The organism is Pseudomonas sp. I8001, assembly GCF_013385345.1.
Lineage (GTDB): Bacteria > Pseudomonadota > Gammaproteobacteria > Pseudomonadales > Pseudomonadaceae > Aquipseudomonas.
The window spans coordinates 155,319-171,439 of sequence record NZ_JACAQC010000001.1 but is presented as its reverse complement, the minus strand read 5'-3'; the positions used below and the strand labels follow the sequence as shown (position 1 = coordinate 171,439).

At 57.0% G+C, this 16,121-nt stretch carries 17 protein-coding genes and 1 pseudogene; 10 read left to right on the top strand and 8 right to left on the bottom strand.

The window, feature by feature from the left end:
• Positions 1–174: 174 nt before the first annotated feature.
• Both HX839_RS00815 and HX839_RS00810 read left to right on the top strand, forming a co-directional pair.
• Complete coding sequence (locus tag HX839_RS00815; protein ID WP_177066607.1) at positions 175–4,956, top strand: RHS repeat-associated core domain-containing protein; 4,782 nt, start codon at positions 175–177, stop codon at positions 4,954–4,956.
• Positions 4,957–4,958: 2 nt separating this feature from the next.
• Positions 4,959–5,375 (top strand): hypothetical protein, encoded by a 417-nt coding sequence (locus HX839_RS00810; RefSeq protein ID WP_003214727.1) that lies wholly within the window; start codon positions 4,959–4,961, stop codon positions 5,373–5,375.
• Between the two features lie 91 nt (positions 5,376–5,466).
• Here HX839_RS00810 and HX839_RS00805 read toward each other — a convergent pair.
• Positions 5,467–5,595 (bottom strand): annotated as a pseudogene (locus HX839_RS00805) (helix-turn-helix domain-containing protein); the annotation flags it as partial.
• A 45-nt stretch (positions 5,596–5,640) separates the two neighbouring features.
• On the opposite strand from HX839_RS00805, the gene HX839_RS00800 reads away from it, so the two are divergent.
• The 3 genes from HX839_RS00800 (at position 5,641) to HX839_RS31775 (ending at position 6,780) form a co-directional block, all read left to right on the top strand.
• On the top strand, positions 5,641–5,889 hold the full coding sequence (locus HX839_RS00800) for an HNH/endonuclease VII fold putative polymorphic toxin (protein ID WP_177066606.1): 249 nt from the start codon (positions 5,641–5,643) through the stop codon (positions 5,887–5,889).
• A complete protein-coding gene (locus tag HX839_RS00795; RefSeq protein WP_177066605.1) occupies positions 5,886–6,290 on the top strand; it encodes an Imm50 family immunity protein in 405 nt (134 codons plus the stop codon). Before HX839_RS00800 ends, HX839_RS00795 begins: the two co-directional genes overlap by 4 nt.
• Before the next feature lie 106 nt (positions 6,291–6,396).
• Entirely contained in the window at positions 6,397–6,780 is a 384-nt protein-coding gene (locus HX839_RS31775) for a hypothetical protein (protein WP_371315617.1), read from the top strand.
• Between the two features lie 88 nt (positions 6,781–6,868).
• Here the strand turns inward: HX839_RS31775 and HX839_RS00790 are convergent, their stop codons facing one another.
• Complete coding sequence (locus HX839_RS00790) at positions 6,869–7,306, bottom strand: DUF3995 domain-containing protein (protein WP_003214721.1); 438 nt, start codon at positions 7,304–7,306, stop codon at positions 6,869–6,871.
• Positions 7,307–7,399: 93 nt separating this feature from the next.
• On the opposite strand from HX839_RS00790, the gene HX839_RS00785 reads away from it, so the two are divergent.
• Together HX839_RS00785 and HX839_RS00780 are read left to right on the top strand one after the other, a co-directional pair.
• Positions 7,400–7,789 carry a DUF2946 domain-containing protein gene (locus HX839_RS00785; RefSeq protein WP_003214719.1) on the top strand — a complete coding sequence of 130 codons (390 nt, stop codon included), beginning with the start codon at positions 7,400–7,402 and terminating at the stop codon, positions 7,787–7,789.
• A gap of 95 nt (positions 7,790–7,884) precedes the next feature.
• Positions 7,885–10,011 carry a TonB-dependent siderophore receptor gene (locus HX839_RS00780; RefSeq protein ID WP_003214718.1) on the top strand — a complete coding sequence of 709 codons (2,127 nt, stop codon included), beginning with the start codon at positions 7,885–7,887 and terminating at the stop codon, positions 10,009–10,011.
• Between the two features lie 156 nt (positions 10,012–10,167).
• Here the strand turns inward: HX839_RS00780 and HX839_RS00775 are convergent, their stop codons facing one another.
• The 3 genes from HX839_RS00775 to HX839_RS00765 form a co-directional block, all read right to left on the bottom strand.
• Complete coding sequence (locus HX839_RS00775) at positions 10,168–11,184, bottom strand: ABC transporter substrate-binding protein (protein WP_008437166.1); 1,017 nt, start codon at positions 11,182–11,184, stop codon at positions 10,168–10,170.
• Positions 11,185–11,307: 123 nt separating this feature from the next.
• The gene (locus tag HX839_RS00770; protein ID WP_003214716.1) at positions 11,308–11,505 is read right to left on the bottom strand and encodes a hypothetical protein; all 198 of its coding nucleotides are present in this window, start codon (positions 11,503–11,505) and stop codon (positions 11,308–11,310) included.
• Positions 11,505–11,954, bottom strand: coding sequence for a hypothetical protein (locus HX839_RS00765; protein ID WP_003214715.1), 450 nt, complete (start codon positions 11,952–11,954; stop codon positions 11,505–11,507). Before HX839_RS00765 ends, HX839_RS00770 begins: the two co-directional genes overlap by 1 nt.
• A 415-nt stretch (positions 11,955–12,369) precedes the next feature.
• Here HX839_RS00765 and HX839_RS00760 point away from each other — a divergent pair, with 415 nt between their 5' ends.
• From HX839_RS00760 to HX839_RS00750, 3 genes are all read left to right on the top strand, one after another.
• Positions 12,370–12,624: a hypothetical protein gene (locus HX839_RS00760; RefSeq protein WP_083853233.1), complete on the top strand. Its 255-nt coding sequence runs from the start codon at positions 12,370–12,372 to the stop codon at positions 12,622–12,624.
• Between the two features lie 141 nt (positions 12,625–12,765).
• Positions 12,766–12,996: a hypothetical protein gene (locus HX839_RS00755; RefSeq protein WP_003214713.1), complete on the top strand. Its 231-nt coding sequence runs from the start codon at positions 12,766–12,768 to the stop codon at positions 12,994–12,996.
• Between the two features lie 83 nt (positions 12,997–13,079).
• Positions 13,080–13,316 carry a DUF2789 domain-containing protein gene (locus tag HX839_RS00750; protein ID WP_087694069.1) on the top strand — a complete coding sequence of 79 codons (237 nt, stop codon included), beginning with the start codon at positions 13,080–13,082 and terminating at the stop codon, positions 13,314–13,316.
• A 4-nt stretch (positions 13,317–13,320) separates the two neighbouring features.
• On the opposite strand, the gene HX839_RS00745 is transcribed toward HX839_RS00750, so the two are convergent.
• From HX839_RS00745 to HX839_RS00735, 3 genes are all read right to left on the bottom strand, one after another.
• On the bottom strand, positions 13,321–13,524 hold the full coding sequence (locus HX839_RS00745; protein WP_003214710.1) for a hypothetical protein: 204 nt from the start codon (positions 13,522–13,524) through the stop codon (positions 13,321–13,323).
• 124 nt (positions 13,525–13,648) lie between these two features.
• Positions 13,649–14,869, bottom strand: a complete 1,221-nt coding sequence (locus HX839_RS00740; protein WP_371315616.1) for a methyl-accepting chemotaxis protein — start codon at positions 14,867–14,869, stop codon at positions 13,649–13,651.
• Between the two features lie 547 nt (positions 14,870–15,416).
• Entirely contained in the window at positions 15,417–15,821 is a 405-nt protein-coding gene (locus tag HX839_RS00735; RefSeq protein ID WP_003214706.1) for a TraR/DksA C4-type zinc finger protein, read from the bottom strand.
• Between the last annotated feature and the right edge of the window lie 300 nt (positions 15,822–16,121).

Here is a 16,121-nt window from a genome sequence, read left to right as displayed (position 1 = left end):
GAAACGTCCTATCAGTAGCAGTGGATAGCTCTGACTTCTTTCTCTTACAAACCTCTGCAAAGTCCCTCGCCTGATCACACAGCGCGAGGGAACGCCGATGTTTTTTTCGATTAATGCCCTGCCCGATGGGGCTGCCTCTTGAATCCCGCCATAGGCAGGTTGGCCCTGGCTCCCATGGATGTGGAGACGAAGGACGTTGAAGCGGTCTTTCGTAATTTCAGGGAGTGCCTTAACTCGTTTGACGATTGGGCTGAGAGCTTCTGGAGCTTTTCGTCGCTGGAAGTCGAGCAGGTGTTCAAGGTTGGGGATGAGGTCGCGCTGGTCGCGCCTGTTTCCTCTAAAGCCCCCAGTACCACCGTTGCAATGTGCAAACCCAATGGTGCGCTGACCCTGGTGCATATGTTTGAGAGCAAGCGGTTTGTGCCGATCGGCAACACGCCGGTCATGCTCCAGGCCATCGCCGAGGACGGCAGCCTGATCGGTCCCCCCATTCATAAAACCATCGGCCCCAGCGGCATCCTCGAAATCACCGACTGCACGCGCGACCAGCAGTATCAGGTCAGCTTCTACCCCGATGTTTCCAAGGATCACGTCAAGGCGCTCTACGCCTCCTATCAGTCGGTGATCAGCTCGCTGGAAAGCAGCTTGCGCAGTGAATGGACGAGCACCTTCGAAGAGCAGTGGAAACAGTACTCAAACGCCAGCGCCCTCGACCGTCGCAAGTTGATGGACGCCGCGTTTGTGCGAGGGATTACGAACACGCTGTACAGCCTTTGGGACGGTATTCCAAACCTGTACGACTGGCTGGCGGACATCAAACCCAATAGCGAAAAGTTGCTGCAGTACCTCTCCCAAGGCGAGCTTGAAGAGCTGTTGAAGCTCAGCAATGAGGCCATTGCCAACGGTCTTCTGGTGCTGAGCGATGAACCGCTGCTGTTCATCTATCTGTCGGCGATGTTCAGTTGGGCGCAATTGCTTCCGCCGCCGGACATGAACGAGCTGCTGGGGGAAATGACTTCCGAGGTACTGCTCAACCTGCTGTTGCTGTTGGCCACCGGCGGCATGGGTGTGGCGGTGCGTTTGGGCCCGCAGGTGCTGGGCAAGGTCAGGTCCGGCCGGGCACGGGTGTTACTCGAGCAGATGGCCAAGTTGGGCGAGGCACCACGGCTGGACTGGCACCCCAGTGTGCTTAAGCCGGTGTCGCTTAAAAATGATCCAGTGTCGATCAAGGCAGCGGCCGTGCCGTTGAAGGCCGGTGTAAACGAGGTTTCGAATCCGGCAGCGCTGGTCCGAAAGCCTAAAGCGGCGCGCACGGCGCTGGTGAAGCAAGAACATGTGGATGATGCCCCGGCTTCGGCGAAAAACCCCAATGGGGATGCTTCGGTCTGTTCGGCGAATACCTGTACCAATGGCTGCCCGGTTTCGATGGTTACTGGTGAGGAACTGCTGACCCTCACAGACGGCTCGTTGGAGGGTGTCCTGCCATTTGCCTGGACGCGGTTGTATCGCAGCAGTGCCGTGGAAGTGGATTGCGGGTTGGGGTTTGGCTGGAGTCATGCGCTGGCGCAGCGCTTGGTGGTGAGCGGCGAATCGGTGGTGTGGACCGATCACGAAAACCGCAGCACCACCTTTCCCCTGCCCTCTGCTGCACGGCCGGCGATCACCAATAGCCTGGCGGAAGCGGCGATTTATCTGGGTGCTTTGCCGGATGAATGGGTGCTGGCTCAGGCGTCGCTTTTCTACCACTTCCGTGACGGTGTGCTGACGGCGATCAGCGATGCGTATGACAACCGGCTGCGTATTTCCCGTGACTATTCCGGGCGGATTCAGCGGATTGATAACGGCGTTGGTCAAGGATTGCTGCTGCGGTATGACCGCCGACATATCGTTGCCGTCGACTATCAGGTGCAGCGGGAACTGGACTGGGTTACCGAACAGAACGTTGTTTCCTACAGGTATGACGACGCTTGGCGATTGATTGAAGCGACCAACGCTGTCGGCGAAAGCGAGCGTTATCGGTACGACGATCAGCAGGTGATCCTGGAGCGCGAGCTGGCCGGTGGGGCGAGTTTCTTCTGGGAGTGGGAACGGTCTGGCAAGGCAGCGCGATGTGTCCGGCACTGGGCCAGCTTTTCGCAGATGGACACGCGGTATGTGTGGGACGACAACGGCACGGTCACCGTGCACAACGCCGATGGCAGCCAGGAAGTCTACGTACACGACCAGCGCGCACGGCTGGTGCAGCGGATCGATCCGGACGGCGCGCAGCACTTCAAATCCTACGACGAAAAAGGCCGGCTGACGGTCGAGCAGGATCCGCTGGGGGCGGTGACGGCCTATCAGTACGACGAAGCCGGTCGGTTGATTGCGCTGTTTCCCGGGGACGATGCACCCACCTCCTACGAGCATGACAACGGTTTCGTACGGGTTGTGCGCCGCGGTGACGCGGTGTGGAAGTACCAACGTAACGATCAAGGCGATATCACCCGTAAGACTGATCCGGACGGCAATTACACCGAATACACCTACACCCAACACGGAAAGCTCACGGGTGTTTGGTATCCGGATAACAGCAGCCAACGCTTTATCTGGAACGAACGCGGCCAGCTCATTGAGGAAAAACTGGCGAATGGCGGTGTGCGGCGTTATCGCTATGACGAGCTGGGGCGGCAGGTGGCTTGCGAGGATGAGCATGGCGCACTGACCCAGTATCAGTGGGACGCCGTGGGTCGTTTGCTGAAAGTGATTCAGCCTGACGGGGCCACACGCGAATTCAGCTACAACCCGTACGGAAAAATCACTGCTGAGCGCGACGAGTTGGGCCGCGTCACCCGCTACGAATACGCCGATGGTCTGCACCTGATCAGCCGCCGGATTAATCCGGACGGCACGCAGCTTAAATACCGTTATGACAATGTTCGGCTGTTACTGACCGAGATTGAAAACGAGGTCGGCGAAACCTATCGGCTCGACTATCACGCCAACGGCCTGATCCAGCAGGAAACCGGGTTTGATGGCCGCCGCACCGCCTATGCCTACGACCTCGCCGGGCATCTGCTGGAAAAGACCGAATACGGCGATGACGGCAGTCAGTTGGTTACCGGTTATGCGCGCGATGCTGCCGGTCGCCTCGTAAGAAAAACCCTGCCCGACCGCAGCATTGTCGATTACACCTACGACCGCCTCGGCAATCTCCTCAGCGTCGACGACGGTCATTGGCCGCTGCATTACGAATACGACCTGCAAAACCGCCTCACCGCCGAACACCAGGGCTGGGGCACGTTGCGCTATGGATACGACGAATGCGGCCAACTCGAAAAACTACGCCTTCCGGATAACAACCGCCTCACCTTTCACCACGACAAAGGCGGCGGCCTCGCCACCGTCGAACTCAACGGTAACCTGCTCACCTCGCACCTGTTCAAATCCGGCCGCGAACACCAACGCCAGCAGGGCCAACTCCTCAGCCACTACCACTATGACGACCAGGGCCGCCTGCACGCCCACGCGATCACCCAACAGGAACAACGCTACCAGCGCCGCCAATACAACTACGACAAACGCGGCAACCTCACCCGCATCCTCGACACTCGAAAAGGTCAGCACGACTACCACTACGACCCACTCGACCGCCTGACCCGCGCCAACCACTCGCACGATCTGCAGGAACGCTTCGTCCACGACCCGGCGGGCAACCTGCTGATGCAAGACCGCGTCGGGCCCAGCGTCGTCAAAGGCAACCGCTTGTTGATGCAAGGTGACCGCCATTACGACTACGACGCCTTCGGCAACCTTCTGCGCGAACGCCGGGGCCGGGCGCAGCAGTTGGTTACCGAATACCGCTACGACTGCCAGCACCGACTGATCAGCGTCACCCAGCCGGACGGCACCGAAGCCACATATCGCTACGACCCGTTTGGACGGCGTATCGCCAAAACGATAAAAAGCCAAACCACCGAGTTCTTCTGGCAAGGCGACACGCTGATTGCCGAACACAGTGCTGATCACCACCAAAGCTATATCTACGAACCCAACAGCTTTCGCCCATTAGCGCTGCTGAAAGGCTACGGCCCGGAAGACGTAAAACCCGTCCACTACCAACTCGACCACCTCGGCACACCACAAGAACTCACCGCCCCCGACGGCGAAATTGTCTGGTCAGCGCACTACCGCGCCTACGGCCAAATCGCGAAGCTGGACGTCAACACCGTTACCAACCCGCTGCGCTTCCAGGGCCAATACTTCGACCCGGAAAGCGGGCTGCACTACAACCGACATCGCTACTACAATCCGGATGTTGGTCGCTATCTGACGCCTGATCCCGCGAAGCTCGCGGGTGGGCTGAACGGATATCAATACGTGCCCAACCCGACGGGGTGGGTGGATCCGTTGGGGTTAAGTACCTGTCCGGGAGGGGATGGGTGTAAACCAAGTGCAGGCGTAGAAAAACCGACTGCGAAAGTTGATGACAGCGAGCCGCCTCTACCCAAACAAACGCAAGCCGAGCGCCGGACAAAAATTGACGAGCTAACGGAGGCAAATGCAAAAAGGCGGGTATTAGAATTTGAAAAGAAATACGACATGCACACTGTAGTCAAGCATGGACCAGAAATATCGGGCAGGGCTATGAAGCAACGTGCGATAGATGGAACTAACCCAACCAATGGAAAAAAAGGAAAAATAAGTTCAAGCTCTCAATTTAAAAGTTGGAAAGTGCAGCTTCATGCAATCAATAAAGCTTTGTATAAGATGCAGGGTAAAAATCCTTCATCTACAGGTTTTGACAATGAAGGCAACCCAGTAGTCGTTATGGAGTTACCAGGAGCAGGACATGGATACAGGCCGAATAGTAAAGACAAACAAAATCCAAAATATTCGGAAAATATGAACAAAGCCGAAGTCCGGTTTGACAAAAACAACGTCAGCCGCCCCTTTACCGCATTCCCTGTGAGATAACAATGTTAAAGGTCCCATTTATAGATGCACCCTATGAGCCAAAGCTCTCTCACATACTGGGAGCGCTTTCGATATATGATCAAGAAGAAACTAAAGGCGAAGTACTTTGGCAATACAACCCTAACGACCCTGAGGATCGAGAAAAAATCATCAAGTCATTTATTTTAAAAGATCTTGAATATTTAACTTACAGACACCGACTTGTTTTAATTTCCGTTCTGAAAAAGGCACTTGAAAACCCCAGTACTGATTTTTCAAAAGAATTTGAAAGCGATCACGACAAACATATAACAATGGCTTGGGATGAAACAGAGATAGATGAGCCGCGAGTTTTTTTTGAAGAGATTTATAGATTAGCGAGCAATGATTGGGAGGAGGAACTTCAAAAAGCGAGCGTTGAGGATCGGTCTACTTGGTAGTTCTAATATTTTTAGCGCCTACCAAATCGACATCGCAGGCAAGCCAGCTCCCACAGTTGAGCTGTGCACGTCAATGAAATGCCTGCCCCCCCTATCCCACCTGATGCAACCGCCCAGCCCGAAAATCCTTCGGCGACACTTCAAACTGCTTCTTGAACGAGCGACTAAAGTGCGCCGAATCCGTAAACCCCCATTTATACGCAATCGACGTAATCGACTCACTGATGCAGAGACCGGCCAAATCAAGCAGTTCAGACATATCAGAATGAAAGACTTGCAGAACAACGAGATCCTTGACGAAAAAGGAAAAGTTATCCTTACTAGAGAGTATGAGTACACTCGCAACAACGGTTCAAAAGTTGTAATTCAAGAGCATAGTGCCGGACACACGTTTGGGGCACCTGGCGGTATAGGTGATCAAGGCGCACATTTCAATCTGCGCCCAATCAGCAATACTCGAACTGGAAAACTGCCTGGCGCAGACGATCACTACTACTTCGAGGTGAAAAAGTGAAATTCTGGAACGATTTTGACGGAAGCATTTTATTCAACAAAGTGTTCACTACCCCCATACCCATTGGAGAAATCACTTTATTCTCAGTAGACATCAATAACGATCACTCACACATCCACATAGCATTTGACATTTCTGAAGTCCCTGACAATCCACCTTTAAAATGGGTTACAGCAGAATTCAACACTTGCAGATTAGGGTTGAGTTGCGGCGGCCTTAGCGACGTACTAATAAAAAATATACCCAGCACTCAAAAAATGAAACTCACCATCAAAAAGCATGAAAGCTATTTTTTGGTTCGCGCTCAATCATCTAAGTCTTTGATCGAACTTAAAACTAAATATCCTTCGCTTTGCGGCCCATCGGTCTATACAAATGACCCTGAATCAGCATGCTATTAGTAAGGATCTAGCTAGCAACAGAAACGACTACGATGCTAAATACAAAACCAAAAACAGCGCCTTATCACAAATTTGACAACATAAAAAACAAAATCTAGAAACCCTAATTCATGAGTACCTCACTCAAGTCGAAAAGGCGACCATTTTACTTGAACAAACGTTCGGAACAAAAAACATACTCCAGCTATGGCGCAGCAAAGAAATCCCGCAACGCGGGAGGATCACTGACAACATCTCCTACGAACTACACGGAATTGGCTGCAGAGTCGATTTTTCCGGAGTATGTATCGATTTCGACTATGGCCCAGACGAAAGAGTGGACGGCTTCGACCCGTGGCGGCTTTACATTTACGCATGCGAAGTACCACACCGGTACAAAAAGTACACCAACCAGAACACTCTCAAACTAGAATTCAATAATTATGTAGCGCAAGGAAAAGCACAAAAAATCACTGACTCCATGTCCAACCTATACTTCCTGAATCCTTGACCCTGCTCACCCCCTGACCAGCTGTCGCCAGGCGAACATTCGAGTTTACCCAGCGTAAAACTCACTCTTTCGCGGTAAACACTCCCCCTCAACTCCACGCCACCACCAACAACCCCGCCCCCAACACCAAACACAGCGGCGAGTAAAAAAACGTATCCAGCCGCGCAAACCGCGACCCGCCGACCTTCTTGAAAAAACCCACCAACTCTGAATCCCCAATCGCCCGGGCAAACATCACCAGTGCTACTGCACTAATCCCCCACTGCAACGCATGGTTGGACACCGGCTCGAAATACAGCCCGGCCCGCAAACACACCAACACCGCAATCGCCACCAACCCCACACCCACCAGCAACGTTCCCAGTGCCGACGGCTTGAACGCCGGTCGCGGCCCGCTGGCGAATTCACCCGGCAGCTGCGGAATAGCCGCCGTCACACCCAATTTGCCGCCGGCCGCCCAGTACAAATGCACCAGGCTGATAAAGCCAAAAACCCCGACGATCCATCGCGCGACTAAAAAGCTCATGGCTGGATATCCTTGGAAAAGTCCGAGAGAGGATAGCCCTCTTGAGATTTTTTGCAGGCAATTCGTCGGCGGCTGATGGTAAAGTGCCGCCCCATGAAACTCGCCCGTACCGACCGCTCGCTCATTGCCTGGATGCTCTACTGCTGCGTCCTGTTCAATGTGTTCGCCTGCAGCATCGGCCACGGGCAAATGGTCGGGATGCAGCTCAACGGCATCGGCGGCCAGTTCTGTACGGTGGACCCGCGCACCCAGGCGCCGGCGCCTTACAAATCCACCGATGAATCCCTGCCCACGCTCTCGAAAGCCTTCGGTTGCCCGCTGTGCTCCACCGGCGGCATGGGCCCGGCGCTCAACTCCAGCCTCAACGTGGCGGTGCTTCCGCAACCCCATGCGCCGCCGCCCGCCATCGTTGCCAGTGCCGACATCCCTGCCCGCTTCACCTGGCCTGCGGCTAATCCGCGCGCCCCGCCCGCCTTCGCCTGATACCTGCGCTTTTCTGATTGGCCCACGCGGCTGCCTCCCCCGGGAGTGCGGACGGCACTGGGTTGTTTTCAAGCCAAGTTTTTCAGGATTCAACCATGAAACATTTACCCCTTTTGGCGGGCCTGTTCGGCTGCCTGCCTGTCAGCACCTGGGCGATTGAGCTGGCACCGACCACCATTGATGGCGAGCAAACCGGTGATGCCGGCCTGGCCCTGGATCAGTCCAGTGGCATGGCCTCGCGCCTGGGGCTGAGCGTGCGGGAAACCCCGGCGTCCATCAGCATTGCCAACCGCAATGACATCGAGCGCCGAGGCGCCAAGACCTTCCAGGACGCGGCCAATACCCTGCCCGGGGTCAACGCCAGCGCGCCGCCGGGGTTTGGCGGTTTCATTTCCTATCGAGGGTTTACCAGCAGCCAGATTACCCAGATGTTCAATGGCGTCGCGGTGTCCGGCGGCCTGGCTCGCCCCGTGGATGCGTGGATTTATGACCGGGTCGAACTGGTGGGCGGGCCCTCCTCGCTGATCAACGGCGCCGGCTCCGTCGGTGGTTCGCTGAACTACGTGACCAAGCTGGCCACCCGTGAGGAACAGGCCGCCGAAGGTCAGCTCACCTATGGCAGCTACGACACTGCCGGAATGGCCTTCGGCCTGAACCACGCCCTGACCGAGCCGGGCGCCGAGGTCCAGCATTACGCGCGCCTGGACGTAAGCCGCAACACCAACCACACCTATATCGATCGCCAACAGCGCGATGCCTGGAGCGTGGCGTTTTCCCTGCTGAGTGATTTCACCCCGAACCTGTCCCACACCCTGGCCCTGGAATATCAGGACGAACACGAGGACAGCCCCTACTGGGGCACACCGGTGCTCAACCCGAAGTCGGGCGAGTTGAAGATCGACAAACACAACCGCTTCAACAACTACAACGTGGCCGACGGTCGTTATGAGCAACGCACGATCTGGGTGCGCTCGATCATCGACTACCGGATCAATGACAGCACCACGCTGAAAAATACCCTCTATCACCTCGACAGCCAGCGCGACTATCGCAACCTGGAAACCTACCAGTACAACGCTGATAACAGCGCAGTGAATCGCTCGACGGCCTATCAGGTACGGCACCAGGGTGAGCAGAACGGCAACCAGTTCGAGCTGCGCCATGACGACACGTTCTTCGGCTTGAGCACCACGTGGTCGGGCGGCTTCGAGTACAGGGTCAACAGCACCACCAACAATCCGTTGAATGTGGCAGGCAACAGTACGGTGGACCCGAACAACTATGATCCCGGGCATTTCTATGACATCCCGGGCACCAAGCCCGGTTTCGATCCGGACAAAACCAACGCCGTCACCACCAAGGCATTGTTCCTCGAGAACCGCCTGGGCCTGACTGACAAGCTGTCGTTGCTCACCGGCCTGCGCTACGACGCGATTGACCTTGAAGTCACCAACCACCGGGATATCACCGCCAGCAATCCGCGGCATGTCAAACGCAGTTGGGAGCCGGTGACCGGGCGGATTGGCCTGACGTATCAGTTCATCCCGCAAGCCAATGTCTACGTGCAATACAGCACCGCCGCCGAACAGCCGAGCAGCACCACCCAGGTGTTCGATGTGTCCACCGGCAAGCAATGGGAAGTGGGCAGCAAGTTCGATTACATGGACGGTCGCGGCTCCGCCACGGTGGCCGCCTACCGGATCGAGCGCAAGGACTTCGCCGTCACCGACCCGCTGGACCCGACCAATAGCATTCCGGTGGGCGCGCAGACGTCCAAGGGTATCGAGCTGGCCAGTTCGTTGCGGGTCACGCCCAAGCTATTGCTGGAGGGCAACTACGCCTGGGTCGATGCCGAATACGAGGACTTCAACGAGAAAACCGCCAGCGGTGCCGTGGTGTCGCGCAAGGGCAATACGCCGACCAATGTGCCCAGGCAGGTGGGTAATCTGTGGCTGACCTATGACTTTGCGGAGGATTGGCAGGGAGGTGTGGATGCGCGGTATGTGGCGTCGGTGTATGCCGATAACGCCAACACCCTGACGGTGCCGGCGTATACCTTGTTCGGGACGTTTTTGACTTACAAGGTGGATCAACACACCTCCGTGACGGGCCGGGTGCGCAACCTGACCAATGAGGTGTACGCCGAGTTTGCCCATGTGTCGCCGGCGTATTACCTGGGGTCGCCGAGGACGTTTGAGCTGGCGGTGCAGACGAAGTTCTAAAGCCCAGCAAGTTTCAAGGCAAGAATGAGGTCAGTGTGGGAGCGGGCTTGCTCGCGAAAGCGGTGAGTCAGTCAATACAAATGTTGGCTGAAAAACCGCTTTCGCGAGCAAGCCCGCTCCCACATTTTTGATCGCAATCGGGCTGTTATATCGGTGTTACTTCAGGCTGGCTTCGACCTTCTGCGCCACATCCTCAGTCAGCCACGCCTTCCAGACTTCCGGATGATCCTTGAGAAATGCCTGGGCGACTTCTCGCGGCTGGCTGTGCTTCTCGCTCATTTCGGCCAGCGCTTTGTTCAGCGGCTCGATCGGAAAGTCGACCTTGGCAAAGAACTCGGCGATCTGCGGATGCTCCTTCTGGAACGGCGTGGACACACCGATGCTCAGCTTGGAGGCCAGGGAACGTGTAGGTTTCGGGTCAGGATTGTCTGCATCGGTCAGCGTCTTCCACGCCTCGGCATCAAATGGCGGCTCTTCCAGCTGGATCAGCTTGTAGCGCCCCATCAACGGTGTAGGCGACCAGTAATAGAACAGCACCGGCTTGCCCCGGCGGATCGAGGAAGCAATCTCGGCATCCAGCGCAGCACCCGAACCACTGCGGAAATTCACATAGCTGTCGTCAAGCCCGTAGGCCTTGAGCTTTTGCTTGTTGACCACTTCCGAGGTCCAGCCAATCGGGCTGTTGAGGAAACGGCCCTTGCTCGGTGCTTCCGGGTCCTTGAACACGTCCTTGTAGCGCGCCAGATCCTTCACGCTGCGCAGGTCCGGCGCGAGGGGCTTGATGCCTTTGGCCGGGTCGCCCTTGACCACGTACTCGGGCACCCACCAGCCTTCAGTGGCGCCCTTGACGATATCCCCAAGGCCCACCACTTTGCCTTCGGCCTCGGCCTTGACCCACACCGGGCTGCGGCCGGCCCATTCTTCGCCGATCACCTGGATGTCGTTTTTCGCCAGGGCGGTTTCCAGGGTGATGGTGGTGCCGGGCAAGGTGTCGGTGGGCAAGTCATAGCCCTTTTCGACAATCACCCGCAGCACCTCGGTGATCAGGCTGCCGCTTTCCCAGTTCAGGTCGGCAAAATGAATCGGCGCCTGGGCTGCTGATACCGGCAGCGACGCCACCGACAGACTCAGGGTCGTCAGTGAGGCTGCCAACAGTGCTCGAATTCCTTTCATGCTTTGCACCTCATGCCTTACAGCAATCGCGAATGGCTTTGCTGTAACACCGCGAAGCCTCTGAATACTTAAGTCAACTCAACTGTAGTAGAGGTTCCGGGGAACATGGCAGGTTGCCGGTTTTTACGCAGGATTGTTCAGCCGCTGCAACTCGCGGCGCACCATGCTGGCGAATTCGGCGGGCTTGAGTTCATACAGTTGGCCGGCGACCCAGCTCAACCAGGCGCCCTGCAACTCGGCCTTGCGGTCAAACAATTGAGCCGCCGTGGCTTGGGCATCGAGCAGGTGCTGCTCGTGGAACTGTGCCCTACCCTGGCTCATTACTCGCTGGCCTTGAAGGTCACGAGTTCACCCTTGCGCCATTTGGCGGCCTTGCCGGTGACGGCCTTCAGGGTCTTGGTCAGGCCTTCTACCAACTGCTCATTGGCGGCAAACACCAGCATCACGCTGTGGCCTTCCTTGAACACGATGCCCTGGCCTTCGGCCGAGGACACAAAGGCGTAATCGCCCAGGCCATACACCGTCAACTTGATATCGCGAAACTTCAGTTCGAACTTGCCGCCTTCGCGGCTGGGCAATACAGCGGCCCGGAAATGATCACCGACCTTGAGTTCCAGGCGCGGCTTGTCGTCCACCACCAATGCCGCTTCGGTATCGATCTCGGCGATGTAGATACCTTCAGGTGTCTGCTCAGTGACGTAGACGAAACGGGATTGAAACTGCTTGACCAACTTTGCGCGCAAATCACCCAGCACGAATAACGCGTGCATATCCAGATTACTGACTGCCAAGGAAACGCCCCCACATCAAAAGGGTGCTGTCCGCCCAAGCGAGCAGCACAAAAAAACGGCCGGAAACGGCACGATCACACAACAAATCCACTGATAAAAACTGAAGAAGATCACGCTGCCAGGCCATGAGACTAGTACAGGCGTGCCCGACGCACCTTACGCAGGTCGCCAGGCGTTGCAGGAAATCACAGGTTTAACGACCAGAGAATACTGGCCGACCCACTTCAGACAATAACCCTTTAAAAAATGCAGTTTCCGACATCCAACACAGAAACTAATGCTTTGGATGGAACCGGACGCCGGACACTGACGACAATACTAAAACAGCAACACGGGTCAAAACCACTCGAAATACTGCAAGCGGGTACGCAATGTCGATCGACAGGAGCTGATTATGCAACGACCTCAACCGATTGCCACACCTTCGAACACAGGTTCATCTTTTATCGATGACGGGCAATTCTACTCCCTATACACCCACGACAGTTGTCTGCATTCGGCGCTCTATCGGGTAGTCCCCGCCGGGAGAAACTTTTTCCATATCCTTGAAGTGCCCAGTGGGCGGATCAAAGGTTTTCGCAGCGGCCATAGCCAGGCCTGCGAACTGGCCCGACAGCTGGAAGCCATCCTGCAAGCGCCACACGGCTGAGGCGCGGCTGGCGTTTCGTCATCTGGTTGACTTTACTGCGCCGCCAGCGCGTAACAACTGCCATACTGGTCCGTCCATTGAGATTTGTGCCCTTGCGGTTCAGGTTTCATCAGCGCAATTACCTCCAAGGGAAGGCTATACGTGACGGAATTTGATATTGGCGAATTTTTCATCCATGGCGAAGCCAGGGAAGTAGACGGTGAGTTCCAGGCCGTGATTGTGATGCGGGCCAAGGCTCCCCTGACCACCGTGACGACTCACCAGGTAGAAAAGGACCGCTGGTTCAAAACCGTAGACGCTGCCAACACGGCTGCCAAGGAAGCCGCAAAAGCCCTTAAGGCCGCCGTTGATTCCGGCGCGCTGACCTCCTGATTACCCGGCGCGACAATCCGATCGAACTCTGTCCCGCAACAACCCTCCCATGCATACGATGATCAGCCCGCATGGAGAACGATATGGAAGCGCAGACCTACACCCTCGAAGACCTGTTTGAACAACTTGGACTGGAATCGTCCCCCGAGGCGATTGACGCCTTTATCGGCAAACACACCCTGCCCAATGACGTAAAGCTGATTGACGCGGATTTCTGGTCACCGCAACAAGCCCAATTCCTTAAGGATGAACTGCGTGAAGACGCAGTCTGGGCGATCGCGGTCGACGAACTGAACCAGCGCCTGCACCAGCAACCCTGAGCCTTCAATGCAGGCTGTCTGACTGCTCCAGGTGCAACAGCGCCTCCCAGGCAGCCCTGCACTCTTCGGCTTCGTCGCGACTGGCGAACGCCGTGCCGCGCTGCTCGCCATTGAGCAACACTACCCAACAGGCCTTTTGCCCCAGCGCACGCAGGGTGGGCGGTACGCCACTGCCAATCATCACAGCCACATCGACTTTGGTTTGCATGGAGCGCCTCCGGAAAATTAGTTAGCTGGCTAACAATGTTCGCCATGCTACGGTTTTCTTCCAGTCGGAAAAAGCTATCCCCGGAATAGCTCCCTTGCATTACCTGCAACAATCCCCCGCTGAATCAGCGCCCCTCGGGTTTGTAGCCCAGGCGCAAGCCGCCCCAATGCCGGCCATTGACCGTGATCGGCACCGACAGATCGTGCATCAACTCACCGGTATCGCGGGTGTAGGTCTGCAACAACACCGCCTGCTGGTGGCTGCCGCAGCGGATTCCCGTGCGGTCTTCAAACTTGCGCTTGGTACGATTTTGTACCGCGTCCACTTGGGCATCGCCGGTCAACGTTTGGGAAAACACCTTGTTGTGGGTCGGCACATAACCCTGTGGCGTGCAGGCGATGGCGAATACCAGGCCCTCATGCCGGGGCAACAGAGCTTCCTGGATGGCGGGCAGCACCTGGTCGGTGTAGCCGTCAAAACGCGTGTGGTACTTGCTTGGCCGCGTGTTGGGAATGGCGGTATAGCTGCGGTCGAACAGGTCATCGAGGCTGATGCGGTTTTGCAGGACGTCGGCTTCAAACTGCGCGGCAATGCGGCTCGCGCCTTCGCGTGCCAGGTCATAGATGCGCTGGTGGTAGTCGTCCAGGCCGACCTCGGCGAGGCGTTCACTGATGGTTTCGGCCTGGCCTTCCATTTGTACGGCGGCGGCAGCCAACTGTTGGGTCTGCTGGTCGCTGACGGTCAAATCGCTGCGCATCTGCTCCACCGCATGGAACAGGCTGTCGAGTTGGGCGCGGTTGGTGTCGGTGCCCTGGGCGATTTCATTGACCTGGCCTTCGACATCCGCCGCCAGGCTGGCGATGCTGTCCAGTTGCTCGCCGGCGTGCTCCACCTGCTCTACACCGGATTGCAGATCCGCCGACAATTGCCGGATCTGCTCCACCACCTGGGCGGTACGCTGCTGGATATCCGCCACCATCACCCCGACTTCATCGGTCGCCGTGGCGGTTCGCCCGGCCAGGCCACGCACCTCGTCGGCGACCACCGCAAACCCGCGACCATGCTCACCGGCCCGCGCGGCTTCAATCGCCGCGTTCAAGGCCAGCAGGTTGGTCTGGCTGGCGATCGACTGGATCACCAGGGTGACGCGCTGGATTTCTTCGCTGCGCTGGCTCAAGGCCTCGATCAATTGGCGGCTGTCGTTGGCGCGCTGGCTGAGCTGGTGCATGCGGGTGATGGACTGCGCCAGCACCTCACGCCCTTCGGTACTGCGCTGATGGGCCTGGCTGGCCGCGCCGAGGGCCTGGCGGCTCAGTTGCGAGGTGACCTTCTCGGTGCCGATCATCACTTCGGCACTGCTGACGATCTGCTTCGCCGCGCCCAATTGAGATTGCAGCCTGGCCGCCAGTTGCTTGACCGCATAGGCTACGCCGGCAGCAGACAGTGCGTTATGGCTGGTGGTGTAGGACAGGTCGCGGGTCAGCTCGCCGATTGCATCGGTGGCTTCGGCCGGTGCGGCATTGTGGGTGCGATGTTTCAGGCGGGGCAGCCAGATCAGCAGCAGGGCCACCGGCAGGCACAGGTAAATCGAGAGTTGGGCGAACGCCAGGCCCAACAGCAACAGCACCAGGGCGGTACTTTGCAGGAGCGGCGTCAACCAGCCGGGCAACTGTCGCGCCACCACGGGTGGTGACACTGCTGCGCCCATGAGAGATCCGTCTCCAGCCATGTTCGTTACCCCGCTGCTTGTCGTTATTGTGACTGCATTAGACGCCACTATGTGGCCATTATCCATGGGCCTTTAGTGGGGGGCTTGCAGCAGATCAATAAACGGGGGGAAACGGCTGTTTTCTGCTGGGAACCGGGTAACCCGGCTCCAGCAGTTCACCGCATCAGGCTTGACGCTGGTGCTTGTCGATTTGCTCGTGGCGCTCTTGCGCTTCGATGCAGTACTTGGTGGTCGGGCTGATCAGCAGGCGCTTGAGGCCGATAGGCTCGCCGCTGTCGTCGCACCAGCCGAAGGAGTCTTCCTTGATACGGCCCAGGGCCTGCTCAAGTTGCGGCAGCATGCGCTGGTCGCGGTCGATGGCGTTCACCAGCCAGGTGCGCTCTTCTTCGACAGAAGCAGCGTCGGCCGGGTCTGCCGGGGTGTCCAGGCTTTCAATGGCGATGCGGTTCTGCTCGATGCGCTCGTGGTGTTCCACTTTCATGTCCTGCAACAACTTCTCGAAAAAAGCGTGCTGCTCGGCATTCATGTAGTCATCCGCCGGCATGGCCAGCAACTTTTCCTTTGTCATTGATTTCTCTATAAAAAATACGTGCATTAAGGCGAATAAGGGAGCGTTCCGGCCGACCTCTGCAGGTCTCGGAAAGGCGCCGTCCATTTCAAGCGCCACCCGGCACTCAATTTACGAGGGGCGGCAGTCTAAGGCCGACTTGAGGGCTCAGCAACTGAAATGACAGGCATTTTTTCCAAGATAACCCGCAAAGGCACCAGGACGGGCTCGGCGAATGGTCATCGGAGTGCGTTTATAGCAAGAAATTCAGTGTTGTGGAGCTATATAGAAGACAAACGGTTAAATGTGGGAGCGGGCTTG

Excerpts from the sequence above, each read along its gene's own strand:
- HX839_RS00765 (WP_003214715.1), bottom strand. The coding sequence starts at position 11,954 with ATGCACGCGTTATTCGTGCTGGGTGATTTGCGCGCAAAGTTGGTCAAG.
- HX839_RS00750 (WP_087694069.1), top strand. The coding sequence starts at position 13,080 with ATGGAAGCGCAGACCTACACCCTCGAAGACCTGTTTGAACAACTTGGA.
- HX839_RS00735 (WP_003214706.1), bottom strand. The coding sequence starts at position 15,821 with ATGACAAAGGAAAAGTTGCTGGCCATGCCGGCGGATGACTACATGAAT.
- HX839_RS00780 (WP_003214718.1), top strand. The coding sequence starts at position 7,885 with ATGAAACATTTACCCCTTTTGGCGGGCCTGTTCGGCTGCCTGCCTGTC.
- HX839_RS00815 (WP_177066607.1), top strand. The coding sequence starts at position 175 with ATGGATGTGGAGACGAAGGACGTTGAAGCGGTCTTTCGTAATTTCAGG.
- HX839_RS00740 (WP_371315616.1), bottom strand. The coding sequence starts at position 14,869 with ATGATCGGCACCGAGAAGGTCACCTCGCAACTGAGCCGCCAGGCCCTC.
- HX839_RS00775 (WP_008437166.1), bottom strand. The coding sequence starts at position 11,184 with ATGAAAGGAATTCGAGCACTGTTGGCAGCCTCACTGACGACCCTGAGT.
- HX839_RS00745 (WP_003214710.1), bottom strand. The coding sequence starts at position 13,524 with ATGCAAACCAAAGTCGATGTGGCTGTGATGATTGGCAGTGGCGTACCG.
- HX839_RS00760 (WP_083853233.1), top strand. The coding sequence starts at position 12,370 with ATGCAACGACCTCAACCGATTGCCACACCTTCGAACACAGGTTCATCT.
- HX839_RS00800 (WP_177066606.1), top strand. The coding sequence starts at position 5,641 with ATGAAAGACTTGCAGAACAACGAGATCCTTGACGAAAAAGGAAAAGTT.
- HX839_RS00810 (WP_003214727.1), top strand. The coding sequence starts at position 4,959 with ATGTTAAAGGTCCCATTTATAGATGCACCCTATGAGCCAAAGCTCTCT.
- HX839_RS00785 (WP_003214719.1), top strand. The coding sequence starts at position 7,400 with ATGAAACTCGCCCGTACCGACCGCTCGCTCATTGCCTGGATGCTCTAC.
- HX839_RS00790 (WP_003214721.1), bottom strand. The coding sequence starts at position 7,306 with ATGAGCTTTTTAGTCGCGCGATGGATCGTCGGGGTTTTTGGCTTTATC.
- HX839_RS00770 (WP_003214716.1), bottom strand. The coding sequence starts at position 11,505 with ATGAGCCAGGGTAGGGCACAGTTCCACGAGCAGCACCTGCTCGATGCC.